19 protein-coding genes and 1 pseudogene are annotated in these 22,421 nt (G+C 37.8%); 13 read left to right on the plus strand and 7 right to left on the minus strand.

Translation table 11 applies throughout. The features are described from left to right. Nucleotides 1–127: 127 nt before the first annotated feature. Nucleotides 128–790: a cadmium resistance transporter gene (locus ACSQ6I_RS02615; protein WP_438888724.1), complete on the plus strand. Its 663-nt coding sequence runs from the start codon at nt 128–130 to the stop codon at nt 788–790. Nucleotides 791–835: 45 nt separating this feature from the next. Here the strand turns inward: ACSQ6I_RS02615 and ACSQ6I_RS02620 are convergent, their stop codons facing one another. Further along, entirely contained in the window at nt 836–1,633 is a 798-nt protein-coding gene (locus ACSQ6I_RS02620) for a sulfite exporter TauE/SafE family protein (RefSeq protein ID WP_438888725.1), read from the minus strand. A gap of 458 nt (nt 1,634–2,091) precedes the next feature. Between ACSQ6I_RS02620 and ACSQ6I_RS02625 the strand changes: the two genes are divergently transcribed. Further along, the gene (locus ACSQ6I_RS02625; RefSeq protein ID WP_438888727.1) at nt 2,092–2,862 is read left to right on the plus strand and encodes a phosphatase PAP2 family protein; all 771 of its coding nucleotides are present in this window, start codon (nt 2,092–2,094) and stop codon (nt 2,860–2,862) included. Nucleotides 2,863–2,942: 80 nt separating this feature from the next. Here the strand turns inward: ACSQ6I_RS02625 and ACSQ6I_RS02630 are convergent, their stop codons facing one another. Then, nucleotides 2,943–3,596 (minus strand): hypothetical protein, encoded by a 654-nt coding sequence (locus ACSQ6I_RS02630; RefSeq protein ID WP_438888729.1) that lies wholly within the window; start codon nt 3,594–3,596, stop codon nt 2,943–2,945. 782 nt (nt 3,597–4,378) lie between these two features. Here ACSQ6I_RS02630 and ACSQ6I_RS02635 point away from each other — a divergent pair. From ACSQ6I_RS02635 to ACSQ6I_RS02660, 6 genes are all read left to right on the plus strand, one after another. Further along, nucleotides 4,379–5,839: an APC family permease gene (locus ACSQ6I_RS02635; RefSeq protein WP_438888730.1), complete on the plus strand. Its 1,461-nt coding sequence runs from the start codon at nt 4,379–4,381 to the stop codon at nt 5,837–5,839. A 95-nt stretch (nt 5,840–5,934) separates the two neighbouring features. Next, nucleotides 5,935–6,603, plus strand: a complete 669-nt coding sequence (locus tag ACSQ6I_RS02640) for a cadmium resistance transporter (RefSeq protein WP_438888731.1) — start codon at nt 5,935–5,937, stop codon at nt 6,601–6,603. 80 nt (nt 6,604–6,683) lie between these two features. Further along, a complete protein-coding gene (locus tag ACSQ6I_RS02645; protein ID WP_438888733.1) occupies nt 6,684–7,520 on the plus strand; it encodes a sulfite exporter TauE/SafE family protein in 837 nt (278 codons plus the stop codon). A 2-nt stretch (nt 7,521–7,522) separates the two neighbouring features. Continuing rightward, nucleotides 7,523–8,080: a DUF1634 domain-containing protein gene (locus ACSQ6I_RS02650; RefSeq protein WP_438888734.1), complete on the plus strand. Its 558-nt coding sequence runs from the start codon at nt 7,523–7,525 to the stop codon at nt 8,078–8,080. Nucleotides 8,081–8,177: 97 nt separating this feature from the next. Continuing rightward, the gene (locus tag ACSQ6I_RS02655; RefSeq protein WP_438888735.1) at nt 8,178–8,624 is read left to right on the plus strand and encodes a hypothetical protein; all 447 of its coding nucleotides are present in this window, start codon (nt 8,178–8,180) and stop codon (nt 8,622–8,624) included. Nucleotides 8,625–9,155: 531 nt separating this feature from the next. After that, the gene (locus ACSQ6I_RS02660) at nt 9,156–10,013 is read left to right on the plus strand and encodes an SDR family NAD(P)-dependent oxidoreductase (RefSeq protein WP_438888736.1); all 858 of its coding nucleotides are present in this window, start codon (nt 9,156–9,158) and stop codon (nt 10,011–10,013) included. 293 nt (nt 10,014–10,306) lie between these two features. Here ACSQ6I_RS02660 and ACSQ6I_RS02665 read toward each other — a convergent pair whose 3' ends face one another. Beyond that, on the minus strand, nt 10,307–10,720 hold the full coding sequence (locus ACSQ6I_RS02665; protein ID WP_438888737.1) for a hypothetical protein: 414 nt from the start codon (nt 10,718–10,720) through the stop codon (nt 10,307–10,309). Between the two features lie 1,853 nt (nt 10,721–12,573). Here ACSQ6I_RS02665 and ACSQ6I_RS02670 point away from each other — a divergent pair. The 3 genes and pseudogenes from ACSQ6I_RS02670 to ACSQ6I_RS02680 form a co-directional block, all read left to right on the plus strand. Beyond that, a pseudogene (locus ACSQ6I_RS02670) lies at nt 12,574–12,921 on the plus strand (SNF2 helicase-associated domain-containing protein); the annotation flags it as partial. Between the two features lie 117 nt (nt 12,922–13,038). Then, nucleotides 13,039–14,643, plus strand: a complete 1,605-nt coding sequence (locus tag ACSQ6I_RS02675) for a DEAD/DEAH box helicase (protein WP_438888994.1) — start codon at nt 13,039–13,041, stop codon at nt 14,641–14,643. Nucleotides 14,644–14,649: 6 nt separating this feature from the next. Beyond that, nucleotides 14,650–15,489, plus strand: coding sequence for an SWIM zinc finger family protein (locus ACSQ6I_RS02680; RefSeq protein WP_438888738.1), 840 nt, complete (start codon nt 14,650–14,652; stop codon nt 15,487–15,489). Nucleotides 15,490–15,725: 236 nt separating this feature from the next. Here the strand turns inward: ACSQ6I_RS02680 and ACSQ6I_RS02685 are convergent, their stop codons facing one another. The 4 genes from ACSQ6I_RS02685 to ACSQ6I_RS02700 all read right to left on the minus strand — a co-directional run bounded on the left by ACSQ6I_RS02685 (nt 15,726) and on the right by ACSQ6I_RS02700 (nt 19,112). Beyond that, nucleotides 15,726–16,475 carry a DUF928 domain-containing protein gene (locus ACSQ6I_RS02685; RefSeq protein WP_438888739.1) on the minus strand — a complete coding sequence of 250 codons (750 nt, stop codon included), beginning with the start codon at nt 16,473–16,475 and terminating at the stop codon, nt 15,726–15,728. Between the two features lie 140 nt (nt 16,476–16,615). Beyond that, a complete protein-coding gene (locus ACSQ6I_RS02690; protein WP_438888740.1) occupies nt 16,616–17,845 on the minus strand; it encodes a PQQ-dependent sugar dehydrogenase in 1,230 nt (409 codons plus the stop codon). Nucleotides 17,846–18,181: 336 nt separating this feature from the next. Next, entirely contained in the window at nt 18,182–18,352 is a 171-nt protein-coding gene (locus tag ACSQ6I_RS02695; protein ID WP_438888741.1) for a type II toxin-antitoxin system HicB family antitoxin, read from the minus strand. A gap of 52 nt (nt 18,353–18,404) precedes the next feature. Next, a complete protein-coding gene (locus ACSQ6I_RS02700; protein ID WP_438888743.1) occupies nt 18,405–19,112 on the minus strand; it encodes a rhomboid family intramembrane serine protease in 708 nt (235 codons plus the stop codon). A gap of 189 nt (nt 19,113–19,301) precedes the next feature. Here ACSQ6I_RS02700 and ACSQ6I_RS02705 point away from each other — a divergent pair, with 189 nt between their 5' ends. Then, nucleotides 19,302–20,018 (plus strand): Uma2 family endonuclease, encoded by a 717-nt coding sequence (locus tag ACSQ6I_RS02705; RefSeq protein WP_438888745.1) that lies wholly within the window; start codon nt 19,302–19,304, stop codon nt 20,016–20,018. 197 nt (nt 20,019–20,215) lie between these two features. Beyond that, nucleotides 20,216–22,411, plus strand: a complete 2,196-nt coding sequence (locus ACSQ6I_RS02710) for a hypothetical protein (RefSeq protein WP_438888747.1) — start codon at nt 20,216–20,218, stop codon at nt 22,409–22,411. Nucleotides 22,412–22,421 lie beyond the last annotated feature (10 nt).

Consider the following 22,421-nt stretch of genomic DNA (forward strand, 5'->3'; position numbering starts at 1 on the left):
CAATAGTATTTAGAATACATAGATTTTGAGCATTTAGTGTAATAGTCAGTTAAAAAATATATTTTTATATGCAATGAAAGAATTAAAATTTGGTATGTTAATAAATTGTAGATTATAAATTTTTACCATGAGTAGGCTTGCTACCGCTTTTACAGAAGGGATAATTGCCTTTGCTGCCACTAATATTGACGATATCATTATTCTGCTACTATTTTTTTCGCAGATAGATAAAAATTTTCGCCGTAGACATATTTTGATAGGTCAATACCTTGGTTTTGCTGCCATTATTCTCCTCAGCTTACCAGGGTTTTTTGGTGGTTTAGTAATCCAGCGAGAATGGATTGGATTACTAGGACTATTACCAATTACTATTGGTATCAAGCAATTAGTAAATCGAGAAGAAGAAAGTACGGAAGTTCAAACAGTCAATACTGAGTTTGCCGAGTCATCACAGTCTAACCGTGCATCTTCTTTTTTGTTGAGTATTCTGCATCCAAACACTTATAAAGTTGCGGCTGTAACACTTGCTAATGGCGGTGATAATATTAGTATTTACATACCCTTATTTGCAGGTCAAGATATTGTCGGTTTAGGCATAATTTTGGCAGTATTTTTTGTCATGCTAGGTATTTGGTATAGTATTGCTTATTTATTAAACCGTCAATCTACTATTGGTAATATTTTAAGTCGCTATGGTAAGGCTATTGTCCCTTTTGTGTTAATTGGTTTGGGTTTATTTATTATGTACGAACGAGGTACTTTTGATTTATTGACTTTTAAGAAAAATTAAAACGCAGAGGTACACAGAGTTTAGCGCAAAGGTACGCGGAGGTAATTATGCTTGTGCAACTAGTTTCCAGCTTACCATCATTAAGATGCTATAGATAATAAATCTTAGTGGACGTTGAGGGGTGATCTCACAAAGTTTTGCACCAATGATAACTCCTGGAACTGAACCTATCCAAATTGGTATTACTAGACTCCAATCAACAGTTCCTAATGTCAGATGTCCAAGGGATGTAAATATTAATAAAATCGCTGCTTGAGTAATATCTGTCCCCACTAATTTACGTGCATCTAAACGAAAAAATGCTATCAGAGTTAAGGCAAACATAGATCCTGATGAAACACTTGTCATACCCACACAAAAACCTAAAATTGCGCCAATTAGTACCGTAAGAAAACGTCCTTGATTAGTTTTTAAATTTAATTTTGGCAGTTCGGGTAAATTGACTTTAGGGAAAAATGTCATCAACAACATTTGTATTAATGCTGTCAATGTAACTATCAGAATCATTACTCCCAGTAACCGCAGCAGGAGGTTATCTAGGTTATGTTCTCCACTTTGTCTGAGTTGGTGTAAAACTCCTACACCCAGCAGAGAACCAGAAACACTACCTATTGCCAGCCATTTAACTACTTCTAAATCAAGAGTTTTCTGTTGCCAGTGTTTGACTCCACCGACTACTTTCATTAATGTGGCAGCAACTACATCTGAACTGATAGCAATAGAAGGCGGTACTTGAAAGACAAAAATCAACATGGGAGTGATCAGAGATGCACCACCTATTCCTGTTAAACCGACGACGATGCCAATAAAGAAGCTGAAAACTGGTAGTAATAAGTAGTCCATATTCCTATTTAGTAGTGGGTTTTAGCTCTGATGTGCAAGAGTTGAGCATGATTATAAATCTGGTGAACAAACTGTCATCACTCCTGAAGGATGAGTTTTTCCCTTAGTGACAATGCAGGCAGTTATTTTTTAATTTATCATAAAATACTAAATCTCGACCGACTTACCGTATTTTAATTCCAAGCTTGTCAAAAGTCTAGTATAAACGTCTGGAAACTTATCTCCTTTTTTGCAATTATCTTGCCAAGGAGAGAAAAAACAGTATCAAGAATATAGAACAATACAAACTACAGTTGTGTGAGATTGTATTGCTCATTAAACTAAATAAGTAGTCAACTAGAAAAATATGATATGGCTGATGGTTTAATATAATTTCTGGCTAATTGATGGTCAAACAACTCCCTGTTTGTTTGCGTCAGAGTATTCAAACAGACATAATATTAATTAGGCTTGTAGTTATGAATAAAGCAAAGATGTTTAAGGATAGACGCAAGTCACCGATTATTTTTCTTAAAAACCTGCTGCTTTCCCATTGGCGTTCTTTGTTGCTAATGTTCATGGGTGTGTATTTACCTTTGCAGGTTGTGGAAATACTAGCGGTGAAGATTTGGCAAAATAAAGGCGGTTTTCCCTGGGATGTGCCAATTTTGATGGCAATCCATTCTACAGCTAATCCGCAACTGGATATTTTTGCAGTAGTGCTGACTAAGTGGGGATCATTCTGGACTGCTTTACCTGTGTTGAGTGCGATCGCTCTCCTATTATTACGCAAACGCAGATGGAGAACTTTTGCTTACTTACTCACTACGGCTTTGGGAACCCTCCTCATCAACCGCACAGCCAAGGAATTTATGCAACGAGTGCGTCCCCAGTTATGGATATCAAAAGCACCTGAATTTGATTATGCCTTTCCCAGTGGTCATGCGATGACAAGTATGACATTGGTAGCAATTTTAGTCATTTTAACTTGGCATCGTCCTTGGCGCTGGCTGGTGCTGACTTTTGGTAGTTTGTACATCTTAGCAATTGCTTGGACGCGTCTTTATCTTGGAGTTCACTTCCCCAGCGATATTCTCGCCGGTTGGATGGTTGCGTTAGCTTGGGCTATTGGTGTCAGTCTAATTATCAAGCCGAATTTGCATAGAGTCACTACTATCAATAGCAGCATACAAACTGAAACTACTCTACTTCCTGAAGAAAAACAATTAAGCAATTCAAAATTAAAATGAGACTGCCCAGATCCCTTACTTCTTGAAAAAGTAGGGGATCTAGTATCAATTCTATATGCTTTCTGTTCCCTGTTGCCTTTTTAAGCCTTTTTAGTAGGTGCGTTAGTAACTCTTGCATCTACAATTGCTTGGGAAACATTAGGAATAAACCAGTTAATCTCACCAGGTTTAAGAATTTGTGTCCCCGCTTGATTAAACTCAATTGCACCTGTATCTGGGTTTGACTTCAATACTAATTTAGTGCCATTAGGAACTTTAATGACAACACCACCAGTTAATTCTTGGTTTTGTCCATCTGAACCTAAAGCTACAGCTTGAGCATCTGCGGGTAGATATATTCCTTTGCAATTCCATCTGTCTTTTGTCGTTTGAATATCACCTAAAAAATATAATGCTGCTCCATTGGAGTAATCATCTTCTTCCAAATTTGGTTCTGGTCCATATATAGCTAGAGTCTTTCCTGTTTGATTACTACATTGTCCCCAATCAATACCTGACTCAAAGGCGATTTTTTGAAACTCTAATTCACTTATTTTTTGGTCAATTTGCTCTGGTGTATAGCCTTCAGATGGAGTTTGTGTAGCTTTGGCAGTTTCTAACTGATGCAGTTGTTGAGTTAGTGCTATGTAATCAGGATTTTTATTATATCGTGGCGGATCTGCTAATGCAGATTCAGAAAATAATAGACTGATACAGCATATTGCAATCATCAATATGTATTTCAAACTTTTCATGGCGGTAATTCCTGGCTTAATAATAAGCTTATCCCTGTGAGCAGAAGTAGAAAACAATTTGAAAGAATGTCAAAAATACATTTTCTGACCAAAATAAAACTACAAAGTCATAATTATTTCTACTCACCAAACAATGAGCAATTTCAAATTACCATCATTAATTCAGATTTGCAACAATATCATTTTTATTGTTGTAATACCCAGTATTTTAGTTAATTTATGTATTTACTTAGTCAATATTTCCAGCCTTTTTAATGGTTTTAGTCATATATCTATCTAAAATCCTCATAATGACGTAGTGTATTTTTTTAGACTATTGATAATTATTTTCTAAATATTTTTTTATACAAATCAATTTGCACAAACTCCGATGAACTTTTGAGGATTTATCAATGATCAATAAATTTCCTAAAAAGTAATACTAAACACTTGCATAATAGAAATACATCAGGTACTATTTGATTTGTTCAATAAAATACAACTAATGATAGTAACTGTAATTAATAGATATGGGGGTTATCTATGAATAACAGTTGCAGCTTATTATTAGAGAGAATTTTGCAAACAAATTACAAATAATTGAACCGACGAGCCTAGAATGTATCACTAAAATTATCCATAGCTTAATAGAGATGCAGAATTTATGGCTGTCTAATAGGCTTGACAGCATTCACAACAAAAGGAAGATTTTACATTTCTATTTAGCTACAGTTATTGATCAGACAGACATCAAAATCTCCCCATCGTCGATCTATATATGCGCCATTTAAAATTAGAGAAACATGAAAGTGAGTAAAGAAATATCTTCCCATCAAAGTATTCATGGATTACGGTCAAATTGCCTTTCTTTTTCGGAAGTATTAGCGCAATCATTTGCTGTAATTGCACCCACAACTATTCCAGCATCTAATATTGGCTTGATTGTGGCACTTTCAGGAAATGGTACTTGGCTAAGTTTTGTGATTGGCTTGATGGGGCTATTGTTAGTGAGCATTAACATTAACCAATTTGCTAGTCGTTCCGCGTCTCCTGGCTCCCTCTATTCCTATATCACCCAAGGTTTAGGAGCAACCGCAGGCGTAATTTGTGGCTGGAGTTTAGTGCTGGCTTATTTATTTACGGGAATGTCCGTTCTGTGCGGATTTGCTAATTTTAGTGGAATGCTGATTGGTCATTTAGGTATTCATCCTTCTAGCATTACACTTTTAGCTATTGGTGCAGGTATTTCCTGGTATGCAGCTTATAAAGATATCCAACTTTCGGCTGTAGCTATGCTTTGGCTAGAAGGTGCTTCCTTAGTTTTGATAGCAATCTTGTGCATCATTATTTGGGCGCACAAAGGTTTTGCTTTGGATATGTCCCAATTAACTCTTTCTGGTGTCACTCCTGGTAGTGTAGCCACAGGACTTGTATTAGTAATGTTTGGTTTTTCTGGCTTTGAAAGTGCAACTAGCTTGGGTGATGAAGCCAAAAAGCCATTACGCACCATACCCAGGGCTGTGATGGGTAGTGTCATCCTTGCAGGATTATTTTTCATTTCCACAACCTATATAGAAATTCTTGGTTTTCAAGGTACGGGAATTTCTATTACTGACACCGAAGAACCTTTAGGTTTCCTTTCCCGACAAGCAGGAGTTGGTTTTTTAGGAGAATTAGTGGCTTTAGGAGCGTTGTTTAGTTTCTTCGCTTGCATTCTTGGCAGTATCAATCCTGCGGCGAGAGTAGCTTTTTTGATGGCTCGTCATGGTTTGTTTCATGCCTCTTTAGGTAACGCTCACATAGCTAATAGAACACCTCATGTTGCAGTCACGATTTGTTCACTATTGACATTTTTTATCCCAGCAATGATGTCTTTCTTTGATATCAAACTATTCGATTGCATGGGCTATTTAGGGGCTATTTGTAGTTATGGATTTTTAACTGTCTATATTCTGATTTCCGTAGCGGCTCCAGTCTATCTATACAAAATTAGAAAACTCCGTCCGATAGATGTGGTGTTTGCAGTTTTAGCTGTGGGGTTTATGATGATTCCCGTTTTAGGGAGTGTAGGGATTCCTGGTAGTAGTCTGTTTCCAGTACCGGAAGCTCCTTATAATAACTTTCCTTATTTGTTCTTGTTATATCTTTTTGCTACTTGTGGTTGGTTCTTTATCAAAAAACAGCGTTCTCCTCTTTTAGTAGCAGGAATACGCCAAAGAGTTGAAGATATTCATGCCCGATTCGCGGAAAGAAATAACTATTAAGGGCTGGTAATTGCTAATCGGGAAGAGTCCAATGTCAATTCTCACTCAACCTCTCTTGATCATTCAAAATCTAAAATCTAAAACATACAATCGCTATGAGTACCTTAGTAACTGCAATTAGTACCGGAGCAGCGGCTTTCAGTGCTACCAACATTGATGATTTAGTGATCCTGACTTTATTTTTTTCTCAAGTAGATACTAAATTTCGCCGTTGGGATATTATTATAGGTCAATATCTAGGTTTTACAGCTTTGATTCTGGCTAGTTTGCCTAGTTTTTTTGGCGGATTGATCTTACCACCTCCCTGGATTGGGTTATTTGGTTTAGTACCAATCATGATTGGAATCAAGAGCTTAGTGAATCGAGAAACGGATGAATCAGAGGATGTGGAAACAGAGACAGAAGTCTCAGAGCGATTGCCTCCGGCACTGCACTCTGTGCGATCGCTCTTAGCGAAGTTTTTCAATTTGCAAACTTATAGTGTGGCATCTGTGACATTTGCCAATGGAACGGATAACATTAGTATTTATGTACCGATATTTGCCAGCAGTAATGGGCAAAGTCTATTAGTGATTTTGGGTGTTTTCTTTGTATTGGTAGGAGTGTTGTGTTACGTAGCACATAAATTAACCAATAATCAAGCATTGGCTAACTTATTCACCAAATACGGCAATAGTTTCATGCCCTTCATCTTCATAGGATTGGGTGCTTTTATCTTCCTTGATAGTAATAGTTTTAGTCTCTTCAATCTTATCCATAGATAAATTATTTGCTCTATTTATATCCTGCTGACAAAAACTATCTAGAGATCATAAATATAGATTAAAAAAAGGAGGAACTCAAATTGAGCATACTAGCATTTTCTTTATTAGTTTGGCTGGGATCATTTAGTGCCGGCTTAGTCGGAGCATTAACTGGGTTAGGTGGTGGAGTCGTCATAGTTCCATTACTAACTTCTGTCTTTGGTGTTGATATTCGCTACGCCGTTGGTGCATCATTAGTATCAGTCATTGCTACATCCTTAGGTTCAGCCTCTACATACATTAAAAAAGGCTATGCTAATCTGCGTTTGGGAATGTTTTTAGAAGTAGCCACCACCATAGGCGCTCTCATTGGAGCTTTAATTGCCACTCATGTAACCGTAAAAATACTTTCATTAGTTCTGGCAATTGTGCTAATTTATTCAGCATATTTATCTCAACGACCTAGAGCAGAACAAACAGAAATTGTTGCACCAGACCCTTTTGCAGAATATCTTCAGCTTAATAGTACATACCCCACTGCTGATGGTGTAATACCATACCAAGTTCATGCCTTACCTGCTGGGTTCAGTATTATGTTAGTAGCAGGGGTACTTTCTGGTTTATTAGGAATTGGTTCGGGAGCCTTCAAGGTATTGGCGATGGATCAAGCCATGAGACTCCCTTTTAAAGTTTCTACTACCACTAGTAATTTCATGATTGGCGTAACAGCCGCCGCCTCAGCAGGTGTTTATTTAACACAGGGATACATAGATCCAGGTTTATCTATGCCAGTCATGTTGGGAGTGTTACCAGGTGCTTTTTTGGGAGCCAGAATTTTGATTGGTGCTAAAACCCAAGTTTTGAGAATTATTTTCAGCCTTGTGTTGGTAGTAATGGCATTAAAAATGGTTTATAACAGTCTAATAGGGGGGCTGTAATTATGTATAAATTAAATTCTGGTTTTCGGTGGACTTGCTCAACACAGGTAGAAACAGAAGTTGGCACCTTTACTTTTGAATCAGAAGAACGAGATTCTGATATTAAACAGTTAAAAGAACAGCTTCTCAATCATGCAGCACAAATAAATAGTCATGGTGAAATTGTTAGTAATCAAAAACTGACAAAATCAGCTAGTGAAAAACAATTAGAATATTTACTCAGTAACCTCCTTAAGTATGGAGTTTTAATTGCTAGTTCTGTAGTATTATTCGGGGGTATATTATACTTAATTCATCATGGTTCAGAGCCTGCTGAATATCAAGTATTTCTAGGCACACCATCTGAATTTCGCTCCCCAACAGGTGTAGTAAATGCGGTTTTGGCAGGTAGCCGACGAGGAATTATTCAACTAGGATTGTTACTACTAATTGCTGTCCCTATTTTGCGCGTGATCATTTCTTGCTTAACTTTTCTTTTACAGCGAAATTTTATCTATGTTATCATTACATCATTAGTGCTTGCTAGTCTGACTTACAGCCTAGTTGGAGCATATTACTAATATTTGTCTTTTTACAACTCATATAGTATTGCTAGATGCTGGACATTTTCTCACTTTCTAGTTAAACTACAGTAATTCGATAGAATTAGTGTGCTTTATGAGTAACCTCCAAACAGAAAGTCCAGAAGTCAGTGGCAGTTCCGAAAACGTAACCATCCCTCCAGCGCTGTCAAGCATCAACATTTGGAAGAAACTTAGAGGTGGATTCTTGCTAGTGTTGGGATACTTGCTTTCTCCCCTATGTTGGTGGAATGATTTATTATTCAATCTACCAATTGCCTACTTTTTTGGATATTTATGTAGTTTATTATCACCTAAATTACTTTTCCCCTGTACTATTCTTGGCTACTGGCTATCAAATATCGCAGGCATTCTTTTGATGCAATTTGGTTCAGTAGATATGTTTCAACAAGAAAACAAAGAACGTAATCTAAAAAAAGAGTTATTTAACAGTTTGATTTCTTCAACTGTGTATACCTTGGTGATTATACTTTTGATACAATTGAAAATTATTGATACTCCCGTTTTATTTACTAATGGATAATTACTAAAATTTCTTCTCCATCATTTCAGAGGATCTTAATTTTCACTGGCTGTAATTAACTCCTGAATATTCCCAATCTTCAGATTATCCTTACCCATAATTAAGGGCAGTTTCCCATGCCATTTTTCTATAGCTTGTCTTGGAAGTAATTCGGGGCATATTTTGAGATTGCCACGTCACTAAAACCCTCCTGAAAAAAGTATTAAAAATATCTATTGATGTGCTAACCACCATGTCAATTTCTATAAATGTTGTTAAAGATGCTGTTATTTTTCTGTCCGGTTTTTCGGGCTTTCATTTGCATAAGTTAGTAGGAAGCCATCTTATAAGCAATGTCTAACCTAAAAAGGGTGAAATCAATAGTTTAGAAATCACGTCTCTGCGGCTAGTAGCGATGAGTAAATTAAAACATATTACTCAGTTTTTAAAATCCGGTTGATCAAGGTGGCATCTATACATAGCGATGTGCTGGCACTTAAAAGAATTGCTACTAATTTGTAATTGCAGTAGTTTCATCATCACAGAAAATTCATGGTTGCAGAAAATCAAAATACAGTAGTGGTTACAGGAGCTTCAACAGGAATTGGTCAGGCCTGTGCTTTGCTTTTAGACCAGTTGGGCTTCTCTGTTTTTGCTGGTGTGCGTCAAGAAGTGGATGCTCAAACACTTAAACAGAAAGGGTCTCAAAGGCTGATGCCGATTTTTTTAGATGTGACTGATGCGGAGTCAATCGCATCTGCGGTTGATACGGTCACAAAAGCAGTGGGTGGTGCTGGGATTTTAGGTTTAGTGAATAATGCCGGAATTGCCGTCCCTGGACCTTTGGAATTATTAGCGATCGCGGAATTTCAACAACAAATGCTGGTTAATGTCACTGGTCAATTAGCTGTAACACAAGCATTCCTCGGTCTATTACGCCAGAGTCGCGGTCGAATTGTCAATATGGGTTCTATTGCTGGTAGAAGTCCGACTCCGTACTTGGGAGCTTACAATGCGTCAAAATTTGCCCTTGTTGCACTCACTGATGTGATGCGGATGGAATTACGACCTTGGGGAATCTCGGTTGCCATTATCGAACCTGGTGCGATCGCTACTCCAATCTGGGAAAAGTCCCTAAGTCAATCGGAAATAGCACAGGAGAATCTACCACAATCGGCACAAAATCTCTATGGTCAGGCCATGAATATTGTCCGTAAGAAAATGCAGATTCTCGCATCTGGGGGAATTTCTGCGGATATTGTCGCTCAGGCTGTTGTCCATGCGCTGACTGCAAAGCAGCCAAAGACACGCTATCTCGTTGGCAAAGATGCCAAAATCGGAGCGATACTGAAGCATATTTTGCCGGATCATCTGCATGATCGGTTAATTTTATACTCAATGGGTTTGTAGATTACTTGGGGCAGATAGGCATCCGTGTGGTCGGGTAGCAATATAGTCCTGCTACCCGATCACGGTAACACCTTAATTATCATCTGTATTTGCTAATGACAGAGGCTAAGAGACTTCCAAATAAAAAAATATCCCGTATTTGTGAGGGCTACCCCCTGAGCGTAGTCGAAGGGGAGCAGGCGGAGGAAAAGTCGTTTTGATTTCACAAATTGGATCATCTTTTTTGTGGAGTTTTCTAATACCTCCTCAATACTGATTTCAGAAATATCCGCTAAATTGACACGAAATTTTATTTATTCAGGGAATTTATAAATAATTCCTTCTTTGTCACTTGTTTCAAAATTAGCATTGAGTTGTTGAGCTTTTTCGTCTAAGTATTGTTTAGCTTCTTCTATAGATATTTGAGCAGCCAAAGCAAATTTTGTGATTGTAATTTCTCCTTCTTGTTGCTGTAATAACCGGAGAAATAGTTGTTCTCTTTCTAACTTAAATAGTTTAATTTTCTGTTGGTGTTGTTGGCGTAAACTCCAGATAATCCATGTTCCTATAACTGTTGACGGTAGGCCAATTACAACTATTGCTGCTAATGCCCCTTCCTTATCTTCATTAGTTTTCTTAGAATCGATTAAGTCTATCGTGCCTAGTAATAGGATAGATATACCAATTACTAAGAATGAACCTGCAAATATTTTTTTTAGTATTTTCATAGATTTTTTTCAGTAAATATCCAATAAATATAGCGTTTCCTCATCACATGAGGTACATCATAGCCCCCTCATCGCTTGCGGTGAACCAGTGCTGTAAGCGGGTTTCCCACCGTAGGCGACTGGTGTAATTGCTTGTCTGGAAAGTTGCGCTCAACAACAATCGCCTATCTATCGGGAGCATCCCAATTTTGCAAAAACATTGCAAATTGTCATTCTGTTCACGAAGTGTGGCGTTAGCCATGCGGAACGGAGTGAAGCGAAGAATCTCGCGAGATGCTTCATTGCGCTTCGCTTCATATGGCTTACGCCACGCTTCGCTATCAGCATGACAGTAAACTTACACATTTGGGATGCTCCCTATCTATCCTCTCATCCTTGCGGGAGAATATCTTGTAAGTCGTCTACAAGCAACCTATTAGCAATACAGCAAAAAAATTTTCCTAGACTATTAAGTTTTCAGTCAGGAACTTACGGCGAATTAGTTAAATTGATGTATGGTGCTAACAGATGTAGGAGCAATGCGGGCATAGCAGTGCAGACTGTGCAGACTATCATTAGGCATATTCTTAGAATTTTAAATATATTCTCACCAAATCCATGTATGCTAAATATTAAAGTTTATCATTATAAATGATGAGAATAAAGCTATGAAAATCGTTCATGGCACTTGGATACCTCACACAGAAACTGACTTTATTCAGTCAGGGTCATTTTATCTGTGGATAGAAACGCCTGTACTAAAAAACAGCCGCAATCATAAACAACAGATTCATCCTGGACATCTAGCTAAGGGTGAATTAATCAACTTCTTAGTCCAGGAATTGGGAATTAAAGAACCATTACCCATATTAAAAGAACGCATATCTACTAAATATTTTGCTTTACCAACTGCCGATCATCAACCTTTGCCTTCACCAGAATTAATTAAATATCTAGAAATAGAAATCCCAGAAGAATATACAGAATTTCAATATTGGCAAGTAGATTGTTATCAAACATTAACTTCTGTTAAAAATAATAAACCTGCAATTAATATTATTAGACTGCTCAATGATATCCATTTTTTAGCAATTAATAACCTCAGTGAAATTCAACTCGGTTCTGATTTATTATTTTGGTATCACTATACACAATCATTTAAACAAATAATTCTTAAAGACCAATATATCCCGGCTCTCAAATATCGCCAATTAGAAACTCCTCCACCCAAAGGTAAAAGTAAAAAACCGATTCCACCTGCATTTGAAATCTACGCTGGATGGTCAATTATTTCTGAGCAGTATGAAGCCAATATTCAAAAATATATTGAATATATGCCCTTGATTTGTGTGGCTGGTTCAACAGTAAAAAATGAAAATATTGAGTTTTTTGATGAAGAAACTCTGTTACGTCACTTTTCTGAATCTATCCTCAATAACATAGTAACTCACACTCCCTCTACTGCTGCCTTTGATAAACAAATTACAGATTCCTTGGTTTACTATTGTTTCTCTCAACAACATAATCCCCGCACAACGAATATAACTTTAGAAGAATACAAACAATGGCAAACATGGAAAAGTAAAATCACTCGTTCCCAATCAGAGTTACCTTTTTATCTCTGTTTTCAATTAAATTCACCTGCTGCTGAAAAAATAGATAACTGGGAAATGCAATTTTTGGTATCTAGTAAAAAAGATCCTTCTCTCAAATTACCTTTAGCAGATTATTGGCTAATGAGTCAAAAATCTAAAACAGGTGTACAGAAGGAGTATGGCAAAGACTTTGAAACTAATTTACTGTTAAATTTAGGATATGCAGCACGAATGTATCCGCAATTATGGCAAGGATTAGAAACAGATACTCCCGTGGGAATGCAATTAACATTAGAAAAGGCATTTGCATTCCTACAAGAAAGTGCTTGGGTGTTAGAAGATGCAGGTTTTAAAGTTACTGTTCCTGCTTGGTATACCCCTGCTGGTCGTCGTCGTGCTAAACTGCGACTCAAAGCTTCCGGTAAAAGTCGTTCTGCAACTAAGGGAGAAAACAAAAGTTATTTTGGTTTAGATTCTTTGGTGCAGTATGAATATGAATTAGCAATTGGTGAACAAGCTGTTACTAAGCAAGAATGGGAGCAATTAATTAATGCTAAAGCTCCTTTGGTGCATTTTCGCGGTCAATGGATGGAATTAGACCGTGATAAAATGCAGCAGTTACTAGAATTTTGGCAGTCTCATGGTGATGAAAAACCAGAGATGTCTGTGTTGGAATTTCTGCAACGTAATGCTGAATCTGGGGAAGATTGGGATATTGAACATGATGAGATTTTGTCAGATATGATGGCGAAACTACAAGATAAAAGTAGTTTAGAGCCAATTTCTGATGAGTTAAATCTGCAAGGTAATCTGCGCGAATATCAAAAGCGTGGTGTGGCTTGGTTAGAATATTTGGAACGTTTGGGTTTAAATGGCTGTTTAGCAGACGATATGGGTTTAGGTAAGTCGGTACAGGTAATTGCTAGACTTGTCCAGGAGAGAGAATCACTTGCTTCCGAGGAGGAGATAGGGAGGTGGGAAGATGAGCGAAATGGGGAAAATAAGGGAAATAAGGGAGAGAAACGCAACAGGGGGGATGGAAAAACAAGATTATCTAACGTACCACCAACTCTGTTAATTGCACCTACTTCCGTGGTTGGTAACTGGCAGAAGGAAATTGCTAAATTTGCTCCTCATCTTCAGAGTATGATACATCATGGGAGCGATCGCTTACAAAACCCTGCTGAGTTCAAAACCGCTTGTCAACAGCATGATGTAATCATTACTTCTTTTACCCTAGCTCGCAAAGATGAAAAGCTACTGCATAGTGTAGAGTGGCAACGAATTGTTTTAGATGAAGCGCAAAATATTAAAAATCCTAAAGCTGCACAAACCAAAGCTATTCTTAAACTTTCAGCTAAACACCGACTGGCTTTAACAGGAACTCCGGTGGAAAACCGTTTGCTAGATTTATGGTCAATTTTTAACTTTCTCAATCCTGGTTACTTGGGTAAAGAAGCACAATTTCGTAAATCTTTTGAGATTCCTATTCAAAAAGATAATAACCGAATCAAATCAACTACCCTAAAAAAATTAGTTGAACCTTTGATTTTACGTCGAGTTAAAACCGACAAATCTATTATTAACGATTTACCAGATAAAGTTGAACAAAAACTTTACACCAATTTAACTAAAGAACAAGCTTCATTGTATGAAGTAGTCGTCAAAGATGTAGAAGAGAAATTACAAACAGTCGAGGGAATTCAACGCAAAGGATTGATTCTCTCTACTTTGATGAAATTAAAGCAGATTTGTAATCATCCTGCTCAATTCTTACAAGATAATAGCGAATTTTCTACAGAACGTTCTCACAAACTTAGCCGTTTAGTAGAAATGGTAGATGAGGCAGTTTCTGAAGGGGAAAGTTTACTGATATTTAGTCAATTTACGGAGGTATGCGAACAAGTAGAAAAATACATTAAACACAATTTACGTTGCAATACTTACTATTTGCATGGTGGCACAAGTCGTCCACGTCGGGAAAAGATGATTACGGAATTTCAAGAACCCGACACAGAAGCATCGGTGTTTATATTGTCACTAAAAGCAGGTGGTGTAGGGATTACTTTAACTAAAGCTAATCACGTTTTTCATTTTGATAGATGGTGGAATCCAGCAGTGGAAAATCAAGCCACAGATAGAGCTTTTCGGATTGGACAACAAAAAAATGTGTTTGTACATAAATTTGTGGCTATTGGTACTTTAGAAGAGAAAATTGATCAGATGATAGAAGATAAGAAAAAACTTGCTAATGCTGTAGTTGGCAATGATGAATCTTGGTTAACGGAGTTGGATAATGATGCTTTCAAACAACTAATTGCTTTAAATAAAAATGCGATTTTGGAGTAAAATATTATGGTTAAATTCAGTCGGACATGGTGGGGAGATAGGTTCATTAAAGCATTAGAAAATTTTACTGATGATAGTCGTTTGCAACGAGGACGTTCCTATGCAAATAATGGTAAAGTTCTAAATTTTGAAGTCGAACAAAATCACATTACTGCTAGAGTCAAAGGTTCAGTTAATCCTTACTTTGGTGTGTATAAAGAACCGACTTACAATATTTCTATTGAAATTAAATCAATTCCTAAAAGCAGTTGGAATGAAGCTATTGATAAGCTATCATCTAAAGCTAGTATTGTTTCTAGATTGCTGCTAAATGAAGTTCCAGAAAATATAGAAGATACTTTTAAGCAATTGGGATTAAATTTATTACCTCATAGTAGTAAAGATTTTAAAACCAAATGTTCCTGTCCAGATTATGCTAATCCCTGTAAACATATTGCTGGAGTTTATTATTTAGTTGCATCTCAATTGGATAATAATCCATTTCTGTTATTTGAATTGCGGGGGTTATCAAAAGAGGAACTTCAATCTAAACTGGCTAAATCTAATTTAGGTAAAGCACTTTCACAGGAATTGAATACTCAAGAAGTTAGTTTAGAATCTTCGACATCGTTTTATACTAAGTTGGAAAAACAATCTGTTGATGAAAAGCCAAGTGTGCGGGAATTTTGGTTAGGAACAAAGCGTTTACCCCAAACTATAGAAGTGCCAAGTTCGAGTGGTGTATCGGCAATTCTTGTCAAGAAACAGGGTGATTTTCCGGCTTTTTGGCATAAAGATAATTCTTTTATTGAAACAATGGAAGAACTTTATCAACGGGTGAAAACAAAAAATCAAAATTTAATTTAGGTAGAGTTTATAAGACTCTTATGAAAGTATCAAGTATTGTCTTTTATTCAGATTCAGTAAGCACTTAAGCCTTGCAGATGATAGTAGCAATCAGTAGGAATCGCAGCTAAACTCAAGAAAGCTGGAATGGAAACTCTGTTTTTATGGCATCAAATACTTTCCTTAAAATTCTGGGATTTTATCGCCATAGTTGTACAATTTTTACCCAAACCAATGAAAACAATATCCCAGAAAACTTAATCTTGGGGAATTACTGCATTACTGTCAAGCTTCAGTAACGGTTGTTCAGTAATTTTTTGTAAATCAACAGACTTCAACAGTGAACGCCAATAATACATAACCCTGAGATTTTGAGGAGATTGCCGACGTAATTGAATCAAGGTAGAAAGTGCCTCTATCCAGATTCCATTTTTGGCATAAATGACAGCAGTTTGTAGAGAATTTGCCTGTTCAAGTGCAGATATCAGTTTTGCAGAGGGTTTAACCCGTCGTACCAGTCCACCAACATTAATTGGGTGATAATCGTCAATATTGCAAACTATCGCCAATTCCCACAGATAATCCTTATCTACTTCTAATTCCAGAACATTTTTTGGTAAATTAATCTCAGTAATTCCCTCTTGAGATATTGAGATTTTGGTACTATAAACTTCCTCCTCAGTTGCCGGAATAACCAAACGAAACTCAGCGTCAAGTTTTCCATCTGATGAATTAATATATTGTTTGTCTATCTTGGGTACATGAACAAAAAACACCGGACGAGAAGACACAGTTAATGATGGATAATTATTCGGTACAATCGCCAGTAATTTTGATTTACGACAACCACAGGGACACCCGGCATATCCTGGTTCTTGTCGTTGCCAACGGTATTTTTCATCAGCTGCTTGTTCTGGTTTTATAAACTCTATTTGTGCCTTAACAGGTGTAGAAACCAAAGAAATTGACAACCCTACCAACAAAGTCAAACCAATATATTTTTGCATAGTTTACTGCATTTCTGTATTTATTACTTCAATTTTGTATGGCTGAGTACATTAGCTTCCGCATGATAGCGGTGTTTTGCAGACATTCAGCCAAGAATTTTAACCAATCAAATTCTCTGACGGTTTTCATTTTCAGGTTTTTATCGGGTAATGCGGAGAATTTTATCCCGCTGTGGAGGGCAATTTCCCCGTCCATCACAGTTACTGGTGCTGACATATAATTCACCATCTGGCCCCATAATCGCCTCTCGCAGTCGTCCATATTGACCTTGTAAATACACCTCATAACGCTCAACTTGTTGGGGGAACTGGGAGTTGAAAACAACACGCTGCAAGTGTTGGGAACGGAGGGTAGCAATAATTAAGCTCCCTTTCCACTCAGGAAGAGAATTGCCAGTATAAATTGCTGCCCCACCAGGAGGTAGAGCCTCACGCCAAACAATTGACGGAGTAACCATTCCTTTCTTTGATTCACAACGGTAGATAGTAGGCCAGCCCAGATTGTCTCCTGCTTTTGCTAAACTGAGTTCATCGTGACCCCTTCTTCCCAAATCTCCGCTAGGTCCGTGGTCTGTCACCCATAGTGTCGATTTATCAGGCCAATCAAACCCCTGAGTGTTGCGAATCCCAGTGATATAGACAGGATTTTTAGCAAATGGATTATCTGGGGGTACTTGTCCGTCAGGTGTCACACGCAGAATTTTACCAGCAAGGCTATTAACATCCTGGGAACTTTGCGGTTCTCTGGCATCACCAGTACCAATGTAAAGCATTCCATCTGGACCAAAGCGGATGCGTCCGCCATTATGAAATTGTGCTACGGGAATATTATCAACAATTACTCGATCTGGTGAAGCACTGAGTCCATTCTGCGATAGTCGCCATCGTTCAACGCGATTAACCTGTGACCCATTTTTATCAGCAGTATAGTAAATGTAGAAAAATCGGTTGTCGGCAAAGTTAGGATGAGTGGCAATACCCAATAAACCATCTTCACCGCTTTCTGTGACATTGATAGTAGCCACTGGTTTGGGAATAAGTTTACCATTCCGCACCAGGCGAACTCGTCCAGGTCTCTCCGTGACTAACATATCTTGATTAGGCAGAAAAGCTATTCCCCAAGGAACTTCTAGACCTGTTACGACTTCTTCTACCCGCAGTTTTACCTGTCCTTGGGAACCGAAGCCATTTTCTACTAAAGTACAGGCTTGATTGTTAGTAGCAGTTTTTTGGCTGACTTGTTCAGAGGTTGGTGTTTGTTGATTGTTAGTGTTTGCGGACTCAGTTGTGGGTAAGTTGCAAGCTGAAAGTCCTAGTAAGATTAGTCCAAAAAGAAATTTTCTTGGAATAAGAGTTCTGATTATTTTCATGATTTATCATCTCCATATAAGAAAGTACAAATTCTGATTAAGCTAGGGAAACGTAGTTATGAAAAAAATGATTAAAACACCTCATTGGGAGCATTTCACTTTTGCAAATATAACTTGAAATTCTTCCCTTCACTACGCCGCGCTATCAGAATAACAGAGATGTTTTTGCAAAAGTTGAGATGCTCCCTGCTTCATTCTCATCGCCTATAGCGGTTCTCGGTTGAGTGAAAGACAAGAACCCCACCCCCAACCCCCTCCTCCTTCGGAACGGTTGCGGGTCATCCGACCAAAACCTCCCGCACAGTTGTTCCTGATTTTAATTCGATGGGATCTGGTTCAAGATAGAGTGCGATCGCCTACGGCACTGGCGAAGCCAATCGCTTCACGAATATTTTCTAAGGCTTCTTCTTCGGTTTCTCCAGCGGAAACGCAACCTGGTAGTTCTGGACACCAAACAGACCAATCTCCAGTTTCAGCATCGGCTTCCAGCACAACACGCCATTTCATTATGCTTTCTCTTTTGTAGTAGTTATTTAATTTTAGGGTAATTCATGGGATGCTATCCTTTGTAAGATTTATCATTAAACAAACCCAACAAAGGGCCAAGAATTGCCCCAAATACGAAACCACCTGCATGGGCCCAATAAGCGATTCCTCCGCTTTCCATACCGATGTTAGTGGGTGTTTCTAAACTCGCAATTCCGTAAAAAGCTTGTTGGATAAACCAAAATCCTAAAAAGAAATATGCAGGAACCCGGAAAGTCGGGAAGAAAATACCCAAAGGAAGTACCGTGAGAATTTCAGCTTGAGGAAAACGGATAATGTATGCACCCATTACGCCGGCTATAGCTCCACTTGCACCCAATGATGGAATGCTAGAATTTTGAGAAAAGTACCATTGTGTTAATGATGCCAAAACACCGCAAGATAAATAGAAGAGTAAATATTTAATTCCACCTAATTTTTCTTCGACATTGTTACCAAAAACCCAGAGAAACAACATATTACCAGCTAGGTGCAAAATACCACCGTGGAGAAATTGAGCAGTAATTAAAGTTACCCATTCTGGTATAGGTTGATTTACTGGAATACCTGCAAAGCTTAAACTGAGTTCTTGGGGAACTACAGCAGCCCAATGTAAAAACACATTTAATGCTTGAGGAGAGAGACTGGCTTGATAGAGAAAAGCGAGGATATTGATAGCAATTAGCGCATAAGTTACATAAGGCGTAATATGTACGGGGTTGTTGTCTTTAAGGGGAACCACTGGATTTATTCCTGATTTTTGAGCAACTAGCTTTAAAATAGCGAATTTTGCCAGTAATTGCTTCTACCTGTTGGATGGATTAGGCTTTAGTAAGTGTGATTATTTTAATTACTGTCCGTTAGGCGATCGCACTTCCCCACCTTTAAACTAAGACTATAAGCACAACTCCCTAAAATTGGAGGTCTAGCTATGGTACAGCAACTCACGCCAGAAACCGCACCAAACATCATCTACCCAGACAGCGACGGACAACCAATGGCAGATAATACTAAACAATTTCGCTGGATTGTCACTATTAAAGAAAACTTAGAAATCTTATTTGCATCACGGGATGATGTCTTTGTAGGTGGAAATCTTCTATGGTATCCTGTTCAAGGAAGTATTAAAACTCGCCAAGCACCTGATGTCATGGTCGTTTTTGGTAGACCAAAAGGCGATAGAGGTTCCTATAAACAATGGGACGAAAATAATATTCCTCCCCAGGTGGTTTTTGAAATTCTATCACCAGGAAACCGAACTCAAGAGATGATTAATAAATCACTTTTTTATCAACGTTATGGAGTAGAAGAATATTATGTTTATGACCCAGATACATTAGAATTATCCGGTTTTCTGCGTTCTCAAGATTCTTTTGCCGAAATTGAAGAAATTGATGGTTGGATAAGTCCACGCTTGGGTATACGTTTTCAACTTACTCCAGATACTTTAGAAATTTATTATCCTGATGGACGAAAGTTTCTCACATCTGTAGAACTTGATCAACTACGAGAACAAGAATATCAACGGGCTGAACAGGAATATCAACGGGCTGAACAAGAATGTCTAGAGAAAGAAGCAGCACTTCAGCAATATCAGGATTTATTAGCCAAATTGCAAGATAAAGGAGTTGATATAGACAATTTATAAATACTTCCTGTTAGAAAAATATTAATTTTAATTAACCGCAGAGGCGCAGAGAACGCAGAGAAAGATGAAGATACCATTTATTAGCTAATCTTGCACCGGGAAGGGAATCATTATTTCTGCTTAGGGGGTGCATGGAGTTAATTGAGGCAATTATAAGCGATAATTTACAGAGGCTCACTGTTTTAAGAAGTTATTTTATGTACATAACCACTAATAGAATTGGAAAAATTACCAGTATTATTGAAAAACGCCGCCCACTAATTGATAAAATTCAAGTTGTTGAGGCAAATCTACATTCTCTTTATTCTAAATTAGATGATCTGGAAAGCTACCGTCATTACTTGCTAACAGCAGTTGATGACAAAAATGTTTATCGACGTTTACAAGAAATTGATGTGATATCAATTCAAAACACTCTTACAGATGAACTCAATAAATTACGTAAACTGAAAATGCGCTTTTGTCGTGACACCCTTAACATTGGGGTAGTTGGACGCGCACGACAAGGAAAAAGCCGCTTATTACAAAGTTTAACAGGTCTGAGTACTGCTGAAATTCCTGATGGTGACAGACAACATTGTACTGGGGTGAGAAGTACTATTCACCATAACTTGAATGTTGATACTTATGGTGAGGTTTGGTTTCATTCTGAACGATCTTTTTTAGATGAAGTGATCAATCCTTATTATCAAAAACTACGTTTGGGTAATACACCAATCACAATTGAAGAATTTGCTGCCAATTCCATTCCAGCTTTAGCGCAAAACCTGCCGGGATATGCTGAACCAGGTGCAATGTATGAACATTTAACTAGATATCACACACATTTAGAAAAATATCGTCACCTGTTGAGAGAAACTTTACCTCGGCGGATTTCTAGAAATGAAATTCGGGAATATGTTGCTCAAGATACTGCTGATGGACAAAGGGTATTTTTTAATTATTTAGCAGTGCGAGAAGTGAAAATTATTTGTAATTTTCCTAATGCTGATGTGGGACAAATTGCTTTAGTAGATATGCCTGGTTTGGGTGATACAGGTGTTGGCGATGAAGAAAGATTAATGAAGACTTTGGGACAAGATGTAGATGCGGTTTTATTTGTGAGAATGCCCAAATCATCTGGTGATTATTGGGCAGATGTGGATGTGCGACTTTATGACACTTCTCGCGCAGCATTGATTGATTTACCGATTAATTTATGGTCTTTTATAGTGCTTAACCAAACTAGTGCTAATTCTAAAAATGGCGATAACTCTAATAATTGTCAAGATTTAGCAGAAAGTTTTACAGATAAACACATCAAAGTAGTTGATTGTTTAATTGCTAATTGTGCCGATCATGAAGCAGCAAATCAAGTTTTAGATACGGTTCTCAATTATTTAGTTATTAATATTGAGTCTTTAGATCAGCAATATGGAGCATCTTGTCAAGAGCGATTAATGCGCTTGAAAAATTCAGTTGATGCTGAGTTAGAAAAAGCGCGTCATGTTTTGGGAGAAACGACTCAACAAGATAATTGGTTTCCTTTATTTGAGCAGTTATTTGATCAACTTTGGAACGATTTAACTAGTGGATTGGAAAAATTGCTCAGACAACTTAGAAAACAAAGAAACGCTGACGATATTGATTTTAAGCAGCAGGTGGAGAATGCGATTCAAGCTTGTCGCCATGATACTGGTATTCCTAGCCTAGAGCAAATCGAGAAAAGGCGCGATCGCATCGGTGGCTATCCAAACGCCTACTACGAGTATCTGAACGAGGTTCGGGCGCACTTATCGCAAAATTTCCTATTGCTGGATGAGGCTTTAAAGCGATCGCTCTCCCAAGTTAAAGCTAATGTAGCCCAAGTACTTATAGAACAAGGACTTTTAGGAAAACTCACCGCAGAGAAAAAAGAGAAATTCTTCACAGAAATAGCCAATCTCATCCCCGAAAACCTCAGCAAACTCAAACTAGGATTTCATATCCTCTCAGATTTTGATATCTCCTATCGCGGCTTAATTCAGCACCGTATCCGCAAACATTTAGATGGATTAACACCAGATGATACCTCACTCCAACTATCCACATTCCCCTCAGCCAAAGAACTTTTAGCCAACTTAAAAGCACTACAAGCAGAAGCTGTTTATGGTTGCGAAACGGCTTTAGAAGACTTACTTTGTGAACCTAGCCAAGCGGCTTTTGCTATAGTTGAGGAATTTGTTGATCGCGTACTTCGTGCTGAAGGTGCAAAAACCGAATGGCGCATCTTTTTAGAAGAAATGCGTGCAGAAATTTGGCAAGAAGAATTTGAGCAATTAGGAGAACGAACAAAATTACGTCGAGAATGGTTAAAATCAGTAGAGCAAGCAGCCACAGCTAATCAATTAGACTCCATTCAATTTTTGAATTAACAAACTAAGG

The organism is Anabaena sp. WFMT, assembly GCF_051781005.1.
Taxonomy (GTDB): domain Bacteria; phylum Cyanobacteriota; class Cyanobacteriia; order Cyanobacteriales; family Nostocaceae; genus Anabaena.